The 12,665-nt window shown below is 43.7% G+C and carries 15 protein-coding genes; 9 read left to right on the top strand and 6 right to left on the bottom strand.

Annotation, left to right across the window (positions count from 1 at the left end; translation table 11 throughout):
• Window positions 1–4 precede the first annotated feature (4 nt).
• Together R8806_RS03565 and lpxA are read left to right on the top strand one after the other, a co-directional pair.
• A complete protein-coding gene (locus R8806_RS03565; RefSeq protein WP_151411479.1) occupies window positions 5–1,387 on the top strand; it encodes a TolC family protein in 1,383 nt (460 codons plus the stop codon).
• Window positions 1,388–1,406: 19 nt separating this feature from the next.
• Window positions 1,407–2,186 carry an acyl-ACP--UDP-N-acetylglucosamine O-acyltransferase gene (gene lpxA / locus R8806_RS03560; protein WP_124317476.1) on the top strand — a complete coding sequence of 260 codons (780 nt, stop codon included), beginning with the start codon at window positions 1,407–1,409 and terminating at the stop codon, window positions 2,184–2,186.
• 242 nt (window positions 2,187–2,428) lie between these two features.
• On the opposite strand, the gene R8806_RS03555 is transcribed toward lpxA, so the two are convergent.
• The gene (locus tag R8806_RS03555; protein WP_124317477.1) at window positions 2,429–2,731 is read right to left on the bottom strand and encodes a hypothetical protein; all 303 of its coding nucleotides are present in this window, start codon (window positions 2,729–2,731) and stop codon (window positions 2,429–2,431) included.
• 138 nt (window positions 2,732–2,869) lie between these two features.
• Between R8806_RS03555 and R8806_RS03550 the strand changes: the two genes are divergently transcribed.
• Window positions 2,870–3,280, top strand: a complete 411-nt coding sequence (locus R8806_RS03550; RefSeq protein ID WP_124317478.1) for a DUF3795 domain-containing protein — start codon at window positions 2,870–2,872, stop codon at window positions 3,278–3,280.
• On the opposite strand, the gene R8806_RS03545 is transcribed toward R8806_RS03550, so the two are convergent.
• The gene (locus R8806_RS03545; RefSeq protein ID WP_151411478.1) at window positions 3,281–4,189 is read right to left on the bottom strand and encodes a DUF5996 family protein; all 909 of its coding nucleotides are present in this window, start codon (window positions 4,187–4,189) and stop codon (window positions 3,281–3,283) included.
• A 165-nt stretch (window positions 4,190–4,354) separates the two neighbouring features.
• Here R8806_RS03545 and R8806_RS03540 point away from each other — a divergent pair, with 165 nt between their 5' ends.
• Genes R8806_RS03540 through R8806_RS03525 form a run of 4 tightly spaced genes read left to right on the top strand, consistent with a single transcriptional unit; the run spans window position 4,355 to window position 7,777 of the window.
• Entirely contained in the window at window positions 4,355–5,485 is a 1,131-nt protein-coding gene (locus R8806_RS03540) for a hypothetical protein (RefSeq protein WP_124317253.1), read from the top strand.
• 18 nt (window positions 5,486–5,503) lie between these two features.
• Complete coding sequence (locus tag R8806_RS03535; RefSeq protein ID WP_124317252.1) at window positions 5,504–6,145, top strand: ABC transporter permease; 642 nt, start codon at window positions 5,504–5,506, stop codon at window positions 6,143–6,145.
• Window positions 6,142–7,056, top strand: coding sequence for a glycine betaine ABC transporter substrate-binding protein (locus tag R8806_RS03530; protein WP_124317251.1), 915 nt, complete (start codon window positions 6,142–6,144; stop codon window positions 7,054–7,056). The genes R8806_RS03535 and R8806_RS03530 overlap by 4 nt, the downstream gene beginning before the upstream one ends.
• Entirely contained in the window at window positions 7,046–7,777 is a 732-nt protein-coding gene (locus R8806_RS03525) for an ATP-binding cassette domain-containing protein (RefSeq protein ID WP_124317250.1), read from the top strand. Before R8806_RS03530 ends, R8806_RS03525 begins: the two co-directional genes overlap by 11 nt.
• Before the next feature lie 10 nt (window positions 7,778–7,787).
• On the opposite strand, the gene R8806_RS03520 is transcribed toward R8806_RS03525, so the two are convergent.
• Window positions 7,788–7,937: a hypothetical protein gene (locus R8806_RS03520; protein ID WP_158571833.1), complete on the bottom strand. Its 150-nt coding sequence runs from the start codon at window positions 7,935–7,937 to the stop codon at window positions 7,788–7,790.
• Between the two features lie 154 nt (window positions 7,938–8,091).
• Here R8806_RS03520 and R8806_RS03515 point away from each other — a divergent pair, with 154 nt between their 5' ends.
• On the top strand, window positions 8,092–9,711 hold the full coding sequence (locus tag R8806_RS03515) for a hypothetical protein (RefSeq protein ID WP_124317249.1): 1,620 nt from the start codon (window positions 8,092–8,094) through the stop codon (window positions 9,709–9,711).
• A gap of 9 nt (window positions 9,712–9,720) precedes the next feature.
• Window positions 9,721–10,203, top strand: coding sequence for a GNAT family N-acetyltransferase (locus tag R8806_RS03510; protein WP_124317248.1), 483 nt, complete (start codon window positions 9,721–9,723; stop codon window positions 10,201–10,203).
• A 9-nt stretch (window positions 10,204–10,212) separates the two neighbouring features.
• Here the strand turns inward: R8806_RS03510 and R8806_RS03505 are convergent, their stop codons facing one another.
• The 3 genes from R8806_RS03505 to R8806_RS03495 are packed head-to-tail and all read right to left on the bottom strand — an operon-like array spanning window position 10,213 to window position 12,518.
• Window positions 10,213–11,061, bottom strand: a complete 849-nt coding sequence (locus tag R8806_RS03505) for a hypothetical protein (protein ID WP_317715772.1) — start codon at window positions 11,059–11,061, stop codon at window positions 10,213–10,215.
• Window positions 11,062–11,071: 10 nt separating this feature from the next.
• Window positions 11,072–11,236 carry a hypothetical protein gene (locus R8806_RS03500; RefSeq protein WP_317715770.1) on the bottom strand — a complete coding sequence of 55 codons (165 nt, stop codon included), beginning with the start codon at window positions 11,234–11,236 and terminating at the stop codon, window positions 11,072–11,074.
• Between the two features lie 7 nt (window positions 11,237–11,243).
• A complete protein-coding gene (locus tag R8806_RS03495) occupies window positions 11,244–12,518 on the bottom strand; it encodes a DNA cytosine methyltransferase (RefSeq protein WP_124317246.1) in 1,275 nt (424 codons plus the stop codon).
• Window positions 12,519–12,665 lie beyond the last annotated feature (147 nt).

Genomic DNA, 12,665 nt, shown 5'->3' with positions numbered 1-12,665 from the left:
AAAGATGAAACAAGTTGTTATATACACGATATGCATGGGTGCCCTGTTAAGCAGCTGTAACATTTACAAGAAATACAACCGCCCGGACGTGGATATGGAAGGCCTGTACCGGGACCCGGTTTCTGTAAATGACACACTGGTATCGGATACCACGAACATGGGTAATTTACCCTGGGAAGAGGTATTCACGGACCCCCAATTACAGAAATTAATTCGTCAGGGACTGGAACAAAACAGTGACCTGCAAACTGCTATCTTGAAAGTGAAAGAGGCAGAGGCAGGATTAATGTCCTCCCGCTTGGCATACTTACCTTCCCTAGGATTATCTCCTCAGGGAACAGTAAGTAGTTTTGACAAAGCTGCCGCCACGCAGATTTACTCGCTCCCGGTCGTTTCCAGTTGGGAACTTGACCTGTTCGGCAAATTAACGAATGCCAAACGCGGAGCAAAAGCGACCTTACTACAAAGCGAGGCGTACAAGCAAGCCGTTCAGACACAAGTCATTTCGACGATTGCCAACACATATTACACGCTGCTCATGCTGGACAAGCAACTGGCCATCACGGAAGAGACAGCCGTATTATGGCAAAAAAGCGTGGAAACCATGAAAGCGATGAAAGAGGCCGGGATGGTAAACGAGGCCGCTATCGCGCAAAGCGAGGCTAACAGCTACATGATTGCCGCCTCTATTCCCGACTTGAAAAAAAGCATCCGGGAAGCGGAAAATTCACTTTCTCTATTGCTGAAACAAGCCCCGCAGCGTATCGAACGAGGTAAGCTGGAAGATCAATCCCTGCCTACCCTGTTAAATGTCGGTATACCCGTTCAATTATTATCGAACCGTCCGGACGTGAAGTCGGCCGAAATGGCATTAGCCAGCACGTTTTACAATACGAACCAAGCCCGTTCGGCATTCTACCCGCAAATATCAATCAGCGGAACGCTCGGCTGGACCAATAGCTCCGGGTCATACATCACGAACCCGGGTAAGATGATTGCCTCTGCTGTGGGATCACTGACACAACCGATCTTCAACCGGGGAGCCCTCACGGCCCGTTTAAGAGTTGCCAAGGCACAACAAGAAGAGGCCTTGATTAGTTTTGAACAGGCAATATTAAACGCAGGAAGTGAAGTTAGCAACGCGTTGGTGCAGTACCAAACGGCACAAGATAAAATAGAACAACGTGAAAAGCAGATATTTTCTTTAGAAAAATCCGTGGAATACACGCAAGAATTACTAACTTTAGGAACATCCACTTACCTAGAAGTGCTCACGGCACAACAGTCCTTGCTCAGCGCCCAACTCTCCGGAATATCCGACGAGTTCCAACGCATACAAGCCGTTGTTAACTTGTATCATGCCCTAGGTGGTGGACGAACCGAATAACCTTTAAATACAAATTATCATGATAAGTCCACTAGCTTACGTTAATCCCGATGCAAAAATAGGAAAGGATGTAACTATCCATCCTTTCGCCTATATCGACAAGAACGTCGAGATCGGGGATAACTGCACAATCATGCCGTATGCCAGCATTCTGAGCGGTACACGCATGGGTACAAACAACACGGTCTATCAGGGAGCCATTATCGGGGCCACTCCGCAAGATTTCAAGTTTAAGGGAGAAGATACCCTTTTAAAAATCGGGAATAACAACACGATCCGGGAGAAGGTGATCATCAATCGGGGAACTAACACAACAGATTGCACGATTGTCGGCAATGGGAACTTCCTGCTGGAAAGCGTGCATCTGGCACACGACACCCATCTCGGCAACAACTGCGTGCTGGGAAATGCAGCCAAGACAGCGGGGAATTGCATTGTCGATGACAACGTGATACTGGGTAGTGGAGTGATCGTGAAACACGGGTGTCGCATCGGCACTTGGGCCCTAGTAAAAGACGGGTGCCGGGCCAACAAGGACGTTCCCCCTTACATTGTCGCTGCCCATAACCCAATTGCCTATTACGGAATCAACGCTTACATTCTGCGTAAAGAGCAAAAACTCACGGAAGAAATCATTGACGATATAGCCAAAGCCTACCGTCAAGTGTATCAATGTGGGACAAGCGTTGAAAACGCCCTACTGAGAATCAAGGAGACCATTACTATCGGACCGGAAATTCAATGTATCCTTGATTTCATAGAACAATCCACGAAAGGATTAATCGGTACAACCATGTGACACTAACACTTTTCTAGCAAATAACGATTCGGGGCTGCCAATTCACATTGAGCAGCCCTGAATTCATTTACCCCTTATGCCATCGGTGTCCCAGCACTCTCTCGTCGATAGCATGAGTAAATATCAAGGATAAATCAGGAATAAATTGACGACACGTGTCGAATACTTATCGAACACTTATCGAACACTTACCAGCGAATCACAAGTGTAACAAGCTTTATAGTGTATCTCGTCCAATACTTTCACGCTCCCAGCATTCTCCACATTCCCCATGCCACGAGCATAACTAATAGCAAAATTCCCAGAAAAGCAAACATGAAACGGGTGTAATACACCTTTTCGTCATGTTCTCTCGATTTTATGTCTCTTTCGATTTGTTCCATTTCCCCTTCCGCCAACTTGTTCGGATACCCCGTTAAAGGTTTCTCGTTCATTTTCTCAACGAGATCTTTCATCCGGTCACGACGCTCCTGAAGCATTTTTCGATTCTGTTTCGTGCGTCGAATCATATCAAATACGTGTCCTTCGCCTCCCATGACGTTCATAATTTAGTTAGTAATATCGTACTATAAATATATGAAAAATAATTATAAAAATCAAGTCGTTTTACAAATATTGTTCTATTATTAAAATCCATTTATTCTATTTTTATTCATATATTCGCATGAAGAGATAACAACAATATGCAAGAGCAAATAAACATGATAACCACGCTAGCACCATGTGGGATGAACTGCGAATTATGCCACTCGTTCCAAAACAAGAAAAAGAATTGCCCGGGATGTAGAAGAAGAAGTACCAACTGCGTTATCACAAGATGTGACAAGAGAAAGTTATATTGTTTTGAGTGTTCCCAATATCCTTGTCGGCGCCTCCGTCAACTAGACGAGCGCTACCGTACTCATTACAACATGAGCATGATCGAGAATTTAGAATTTATCAAAGAGTACGGGGAAAACGCTTTTTTACAGCAACAACAGGAGAAATTCCAATGTCCCGGTTGTGGAAAGTTACAAACGGTACATTACGAGGGTTGCATATATTGCAAGCAACAGAAGAGGGAGAAACTTCACCCTCTTCACCCCAAGATATAACTATTTTGAATAAGTTAACGGCGTCGTAATCCAGTTCAGATGCTGCCACGGACGTACTTTCTGCATAATATCAAAACTAGATTGCAGGAATTGATGGACGGCATCAAACGGGTCATCATAAGCCAGAGCATCTTCTAGTGTCAGAAAAAACTCTTTCTTCTCGGGCTTGAATATTGCCATTGCGGGACGGATCAAATGATCATTACCTTTTATATCACTTATGAAAGGATAAGGCAACCCGTAGAAAGCAGGACGAGGATAATTCACGTCTCCCGGCCAGAAACCGCACTCGAAATAACGTTCATCAAAAGCATGATCTGAAATCGGTTTATTCATGCCAAACGGAGCCGATTCACCGCTATACACGATTCCCGTGAGGTCCATCGTACCGAAATAGTAAGCCGGCCCATCCACTTTTCCCCGGAAACCGGAAAGGAAACCCCGTAATGCCTCGTACGCAAAAAGATGATTTTGATGCCAAAGTTTCACGGCCTCCTTATCGTAATGATGATGTTTGGTGTCCTTGTCAAAATCAATCGGATCGTAGAACTCCTGAGCACGGACATTGATCGCTGTCGGGGAACCGATCTCTTCCAGTCCCTTCATGAACTGTTTGTAGAATTCCATCACGGAAAGCCCGTCCTGTAAAGTAAACGTAACCACTTTCCCGTTCCCGTTACGGAAAACGACCAGATGTTTCATGAAGTTTGCCTGAATCTCGAAAGGAGAATTATCACCGGGTATAATCCCCGTGGATACCCCTTCCACCGTCAAGTAAAGACGCACGTGTGCCCACTCGGGACGTTGATGACAACGCATCAATTTCACTTTTCCCAACATCTGAAGATACATGTGCAGCGTGTCGGCAGTTCCTTGCCAATCCGTATAATTTAAAAATTTCTTGTTCATCTTATTATTTTTTATTTCGTTTCTTTTTTCTTTAACGCCAAGAAGTTAAAAAGGTTCTACTTTTCCACCGTCTGGTTACTTTCAAGTTGATTTTACTAACAAACGATAAATTTAAGGAAACTATTTTTTAACATTCCCGTTATACCTTGAAAGATAAAAATGGGTATGAAATATAAAAGACTGTTTCTAGGAATATGCCTAACGTTACTGATGGTGATAAGTCAGGCACAAGAACGGGTGTTACCGAAGTTCAAACTCGGGGGAGCGCTCCGTTTTAATTACAATTTCTGCGATTGGAAACCCGGACATCGTGACCGGGGTGGAGATTTTGGTTTCGACGTGTTATACTTCAAATTGTCAGGCTCCTACCGAAATATCATTCTAAGCGCAGACTACCGCTTTTACAGCAAAGATTTCGGTGGTCCCATGCTGAAATACGGGTGGATCGGCTACCAGTTCAACGACAAAAGTCAAATGCAACTGGGACTAACGGGAGTGCCTTTCGGTATTCAACCTATCGCCTCGCACAATTTCTTCCTGCAAATCGCTTATTACATCGGACTAGAAGACGATTCAGACATGGGAATCAAGTATTTATATCAAGGTGACACGTGGGATTTTACTTTCGCTTTTTTCAAGAATGCAGATGAACTACTTTTCGGGTCAGATAACGAGACTTCCGATGATCGATACGGTTACGACGTGGCCGGACGGAACAAAGAGATCAATCAAATCAACGGACAAGCCTTTTATAAATTCGGGGAATCTACCCGGCAACGATTAGGCGGATCGGCAGAGTTCGGACAACTTTACAACCTCGACACCCGCAAGAACGGTACACATTACGCTTTCGCCCTACATTATGAACTAACCACGAAAAGAGTCAGCCTGAAAGCACAATTGACAACTTATGCCATGAACCCTAAAAATGGCGAGGGAGATGACGATGAGCTGATCTCGATGACGGCTTACGGGGCCCCCTATCTGGTAGCCGCCAAGGCAAACGTGTATATGTTGGGAGCCGGGTACACGATCCCGGTAAACAGGAAATTTCTAAAGAAAATACAAGTGTACAACGACTTCGGTTGGCTCGACAAACAGAACAACGATTACAAAGATAGTTTCCAAAACGTCACGGGATGTATGCTGGACGGTGGCCCCGTGTGTATTTACGTGGATTACGCTCTAGGTAAAAATCACGGGTGGCTGGGACCTAATTTCAATGGTTTCGGTACCGGTGGCGAAAGTGATTCTTGGCACGCCCGTTTTAACGTGAACGTGGGTTATTATTTTTAACTTTTAAACGCAATACAAATGATAAAAGAGATTTACACTCTATACGTGGAACGTTGGCACTTTTTCCTAGACCTCACGTGGGAGCACCTGCAAATATCACTGATGTCCATCGTGATCGCCACGATGGTTGGATTGGGACTAGGAATCATGATTAGTATGTACCGGAAAAGTTCATCCACCGTGTTGGGCCTCACGAACTTTATTTACACCATCCCGTCAATTGCCCTGTTCGGTTTTTTGATTCCTTTTTCCGGAATCGGTAACACCACGGCCATCATCGCCTTGAGCATTTACGCCCTGCTTCCGATGGTCCATAATACCTACACGGGAATTATTGGCATCGACAAGGAGATTATCGAGGCGGCACGGGGAATGGGCAGCACGACCTTCCAGATACTCTATAAAATACAGATTCCACTGGCATTTCCTGTTATCCTGTCGGGAATACGTAACATGGTCGTGATGACCATCGCCCTCACGGGTATCGCCGCATTTATCGGTGCCGGGGGATTAGGAGTAGCCATCTACCGGGGAATCACAACCAATAATTCGGCCATGACGATTGCCGGGAGTTTATTAATAGCCCTGCTAGCCTTGCTGGCAGATTGGGGTGTGGGACGCTACGAAAAGCATATTAAAAGAAAACGTAAATTACTATGAAAAAAAACATGAAAAACGGACTACTTGCACTATTCATTGGCCTCGTACTCCTTTCGGGATGCGAGTCGAAAAAGGACACGATCCATATTGCCACCAAACCGATGAGCGAACAATTCATTCTCGGAGAGATGCTTGCCCTGCTCATTGAAGAAAACTCCGATTTGCACGTGAAAATCACGAAAGGCGTGGGTGGTGGCACGAGCAACATTCATCCGGCCATGGTCAAGGGAGATTTCGACCTTTACCCGGAATACACGGGTACAGGCTGGTTGGTGATCTTGAAAAAAGACACGCTACTCCCACTCGACCAATTATTCTCCGAGTTACAAAAAGAATATTCCCGGGAATACGGGCTGAAATGGGTTGCCCCCTACGGCTTTAACAATGCTTATAGCTTGGCTGTAAGTAATGAAATGGCAAAAAAATATAACTTAAAAACATTTTCCGATCTGGCCCTTTATCCCGCTTTATTCACTTTCGGGGCGGAATATGACTTTTACGAAATTAATGACGGGTACGCGGATCTCTGCGCCTACTATAACCTCAAATTCAAGAAAAACTTGGATATGGACATTGGATTGAAGTACGAGGCCATGAAATCCGGCAAGATTGATGTAATCAACATTTTCACGACGGATGGGCAGTTAAGCCACGCGAATCTCACGGTTCTAAAAGATGACAAGCACTTCTTCCCTTCCTACTATTGCGCAACAATCGTACGAGAGGAAACATTGAAGGAACACCCGGAACTGGAAAGGATACTGGAAAAGATGAACGGTATACTGACTGATCAGGAAATGGCCGACATGAATTACAAAGTCGACGTGGAACATCGCACGGAACGGGAAGTTGCCGTGGAGTTTTTAAAGAAAAAAGGTTTACTTAATCCACAATTGAGTTATGGAAAATAATGTTGCTATTCGTTTTGAACACGTCAATAAATCATACGGGAACCGGGAAATATTAAAGGACTTCAACTTGGAGATCCGGAAAGGCGAGTTCCTAACCATTATTGGAAGTTCCGGTTCTGGGAAGACAACCGTACTAAAGTTAATTAACGGGCTGATCTCTCCCACTTTCGGGATCATTTATGTCGATGGGAAAGATATTTCGAAAGAGGACCAAACACTTTTACGTCGTAACATCGGGTACGTCATTCAAGGTATCGGGTTGTTTCCCCACATGACCATTCGTAAAAACATCGCTTACGTCCCCAGCCTACTGAATCACAGGGACAAAGAACGTACCCGCAAAGCGGTGGAACGATTGATTGATGTGGTCGGTCTTGACAGGGATATGCTCGACCGTTACCCGGCAGAACTGTCCGGTGGTCAACGCCAACGAGTTGGTATCGCCCGAGCCCTTGCCGCAAACCCGGATATCCTGCTCATGGACGAACCGTTCGGGGCGGTTGATGAGATTACACGTAAAATGTTACAGAGTGAAATTATTCGCATTCACGAGCAGTTAGGAGTGACTATCGTGTTTATCACCCACGATATAAAAGAAGCTCTAAAACTGGGTACCCGAGTTATGGTCATGAACAAAGGGCTTGTTGAGCAACTGGACACCCCGGATCATATCAGGAATACCCCGGCAACACCTTTCGTGAAAGAATTAATAGAAGGCTGACATTTACAAGTCAGTCTTTTTCTTTCCATTTCACATCACTATTCTTTTTGATGTATATCCGCAATGCGACATAAACATTCCAAAGTAAAATAACCAAACCGACAAACAGTATTAGTTTTAACACCACATACAAAATTCCAACCACTCCTCCTAGCATCATACTTTTTATTATTATTGATTAAACACTTATTTCTATCGAGTTAGGAAAGCTAATGAATATTTTTAATATCTCCTAATAAATCAGCTTTTATGAAAAAATACTTTCTCCGTTTTATTTATAAAATTTGCTTATATTTGCACGAAACGTGCGTACTATGAGAAATTACAACCAGTGTGAATCCGGTCTTATCTACAATGAATTTTCCGTCATTCTGATACAGACCTTTACTTCTGCCGGAATTGAAATTCCCTTAAACCCCGAAACGAATTTCTTCATCAAGAAGGATGATGACGGGCATTTTGACAACCAGTTGTTTACCCATTCGGATAAAGTCATCAACCGTTATCGCTTGAAAGGGTTCGATATATGTATTGACATTGACGGGAACACTCCCGCTAGACTGTGGGGACACGTACACGTGCGGGCTGCCGTATTTTTCAACAAGACAGTTGAAATCTCCTACCGGATTATCGTGAGCCCGACGGGAAGAATTAACGGGACCAAATTTTGCCAAACAGATGTTCCATTCAACACAGATCAACTGATTGCCGTAGCGGGGATCGTGCAACATGTGGAACATTGGGTTTACAACAACAAGAAGAAAGGCCAAGAAATCGACGGTTCCCTGAAAGTCGTTTCAATCAGTGACCTGCACATCGACGAAGAATCACACGTCCACACGACAACCGTGAAAACGAAAGGCGTTACTTTCGATGAAGTACAAAAACGCTACCGCTATTTTTTTGACAGGCAAAGACAAAACGATTCAAGAAAAAGTAAAGAATCCCAAGAGTTCGAATACGGATGGCATAATTATATCTTTCTGGATATTTGGGAAAGTATCGGTCACGAGGGACGAATCCGTTTTGACCAGATGCGGGAAGACCAAGTTATCGAACATATCGAACAATGTCACAAGGCGGAACTCGTGGGCCTCATGAGTCTTTACCCCGAAGAGTGGCCCTACCGCATGGATTCCAGTTTTGAAGATATTTGTGGGAAAAACATCGCCATTGACACCGATGATCTTGTGCTGGCAAATGAAAACATGAGTCTCGTTATCGGTACGTACGGAAACCGTGGGAAAGAGGCTCCCACCGACTGGAAAAAACACTTGGCCCGACGAGACCGTTATCACGTCAGTTGGCCGGAATATCTTGTGCTAGTCGAAATCCTGTTGGCTAAAAAACACACGATCAACTACGTGCTGAATAAATATATCTTCAATTCCCGACAAGCGATCAAGGATAACAGTCACCCGGAATCAAAGGACGGCCAACAGGGATTCACAATCATCAATGACAAGATTCTAGACATGATCGAGCAAAATGCCCGCCTAAGTATCAGCTTATCCGATGTAATACTGCAACTCGATTCGGTACGCTACCTGCGCTATATGTCTCACAAGCATATGTATCACGAGACAAGCCGAAGACTACGAATTGACGCTGACGAGCAGCAATTAAAGGACATCACGGAAAGAGTGGATAAATCCCTAACAAATGCCAACAATATAGCCGATCTGAAAGAGGCTAACAGCACGAAGAATATTCTTCTTTTCATTTCCATAGCCTCCCTTTTCGGGGTATTATTGGAAGGTAACGGTGAGGCTCCCGTGTTCTCGATGATTTCCAAGGAATTTGGGGTATTCACGGCTGTCGTTCTGGTTGTTATCACTTCTATTGGTATATATTTCAGCATGAAAATCATGATCCGGGTAATTATTCATTATCTCCGGAAAAAGCATAGTAAAATGAAATCACATCAAATTTAATTCACGTATATGATACAGACATATTCTATCGATTACAGGACGCAACTTTGCGAATTTTTCTCTCGCATTATCGAATCACACAAAGCCTACATTTCCCACGGGGAACTACAAATGGGAATCGCTCTCGAGAGTAACGAGCTTGCTCCTAATTACAAGGAAATGTGGCTAAATTATCTCGATCGACAAGTAGAAAACCCGGACAACACGCTCCTGCTTTATCTGGAAAACGGAACAATTATCGGGTTCGTTTTGTTCGGTATCACGAATGACGGAGCCAGACCTTACGGGGTTATCTTTGACCTCAGTGTCGATCCCGCATACCGGGGAAAGCGTATCGGACAGGAACTCCTGCAAAGAGCGACGGAAAGTTTCCGGGACAAAGGAATACAGGATTGTTACCTCGAATCGGGCGTCAACAACCATTCTGCCCATCAATTCTTCGAGCATCACGGCTTTAAACAAGTATCCGATATTTTCCGGTTAAAATTGTAGAAAACGAAACTAACAGATTAATTTTTTCAAAGGGATTCCGGTTGTGTTGATTGTTTCAAGATTATTGATTGCCAATTGACACCACGTTTCCCATTTTTCCCCGATATTGAATTGACATTTCCAATACTCCTGCAATTCAGCATCATCAACCTGCTGAATAAATTCTTTTATTGCAGATAATTCCCGGTAAAGTTTCCCAATCACTTTTGACACACCAGAATAACTCTCTCCGTTTTTCGTAATACACTCCTTCCCTCCTGCCGAGAAAATATCTCTTAGATTCGGACAAACAACTCCTTCTTGAGTTGCAAGCCAAACAGCCATCCGATTGAATTTATCCGAACGATTACTTAATAACTCTGGGAAAAAGATAAATCCTTTAATTTGGTATCTCTGTTTCTCTTGCGGAGATAGCGAACTCCACATACGAATCACAAGGTTAGATACCTTAGAATGATCATTATCCAACCACCATAATTCTTCACCTTCTTTAAGCCGGGAACGATAGTAATCAAGAATGGTTCGAATTGGATTCGGTTGACAACGCAATTCATCATAAGGAATTCCCAACTTGTCAAAAATTGTTTCTCCTTTTGATAAATTCATATCTACCAAATAACGAGGAGAGTGAGTTACCACAACTTCCGATAAACACTCTTCGTAAGGCTTGCAAACAAAACAAACCGGTTCACACATTTTTCCAAACAAAAGGTATACTCGCTCCACATCTTCCACTCGAGTCCCCTCAGCAACACTACTTCCCGTAGACTTCCAATGATTAGCTTTCGTTGTTTTCACCTCAACCCCATAATAACCACCGATAACAATATCAGGAAAACGTTGCCCGGAATATTTCACGATCTGATCTTCAAAACATTGTCCCGACAGCACATTGTTGCAATACCTCCACGACTTTGTCTTCTAATTTACTACCTAATAAACCAGTATACATTTTCGGAAACGTCAATGCTTCCCGATTCATGAAGTCTATTACTTTTGCTAATAGCTCTTCGAAAGCACGATCATCTTGCATATGAAAACTAAATAATGACTTCATCAGGTTCGAAATAAAGATCCCACAAATTCTCAATTCGTTTTCCTATATGGTAAGCCAATAAAGGCGGAACGGCATTTCCAATAATCTTATAGGCTGCCGAAGGACTTAGAATATATCTCTGTTTGTTTTCCTCATGAGGAATCACAAATTCATAATCAAGAGGGAAAGTCTGTATCAACGCACATTCTCGCGGGGTTAAACGACGCTCTTTCAATCCCTTTTTCAATTCCTTGTCAATGATACCGCCATGTTCTTTTGACAGTCGTCGATATTCAATGTTACCATGATGTTCTGCCCGAATCGTCGGCCCGATCCCGTTAACATCCACCTCTGTCTGACCTTGACAATGAGTACCCATAAACTTGGCTTTGGAATAGACCTTTTGTGCAGGATCATCACTATCTTCCGGTTCCTTCAGTCCGGCAAACATCCCTCCCACCGTCTGGGGGGGCATTAATCCCTTATTCTTAATATGATATGCATGACTGGGTGACGGATAAGGCACGTATTCATCGGGGATAACATCACGCATCAAAGCCTCACGGGCCGCGGGTGTTAACGCAGATTTACGTATACCGATAAAAATCACCCTCTCACGGGATTGGGGAACACCGTAATCTGCGGCGTGCAGAACACGAGGTTCCAGCACGATATACCCGTCTCCATCTGCCCGGGAAAAATCCTGTTGAATAATCTCCTTCACATTGGAAAGATTTACCAATCCTTTCACGTTCTCCGCGATAAACAGCTTGGGTTTCGTGATTTCAATAACCTCTTTCATCCACATATATAACTTACCACGGGTTTCTTCCGAGGCAATCTCCCCATCAATAATTTTTCCCTTATGATCTTTATGAGAATTGAAACCGTTACGTTTCCCCGCCACACTGAAATCCTGACACGGGAAACCTCCTGTAACCACGTCTACTTTTTCCGGGAAAACCAGTTCCCCTGCCTTGTGCCGTTTCACGAGATCCACGATACTTTCCTCCCGGTAAACATCCGGCGTGTAACCGTACTTGGCGAAATAATGGGTCCAAGCCGTCCGGGCCTCTTTCAAAATATCATTGGCGAAAACAAGTTGGAAACGAGTAGAATGTAATTTTACCAATTCACCTCGCTCCTGCTTTTCAATAAAATCAGGATTACTTTTCTCGTTAATACATCCCTTATGGATAGAGAATCCTCCTTCCAATCCTAAATCCATTCCACCACAACCTGAAAATAAAGATAATACCCGAATCGTTTTAGATGCCATTTACTTGTACGTTTTTACACCTACAAAAATAACAATATTTATCGGGTTATTGACACTGCTCGGAAAATTTATCCGCCATTTATTCCTTCCTCGGTTAATCAACCATTTAACCAATTCCCCCAAGTTTTACATCCCCGGGTTCACAAC

It is taken from the genome of Butyricimonas faecihominis (assembly GCF_033096445.1).
Classification (GTDB): Bacteria; Bacteroidota; Bacteroidia; order Bacteroidales; family Marinifilaceae; genus Butyricimonas; species Butyricimonas faecihominis.
The sequence above is the reverse complement of the archived record's forward strand: the minus strand, read 5'-3'. Positions and strand labels throughout refer to the sequence as shown.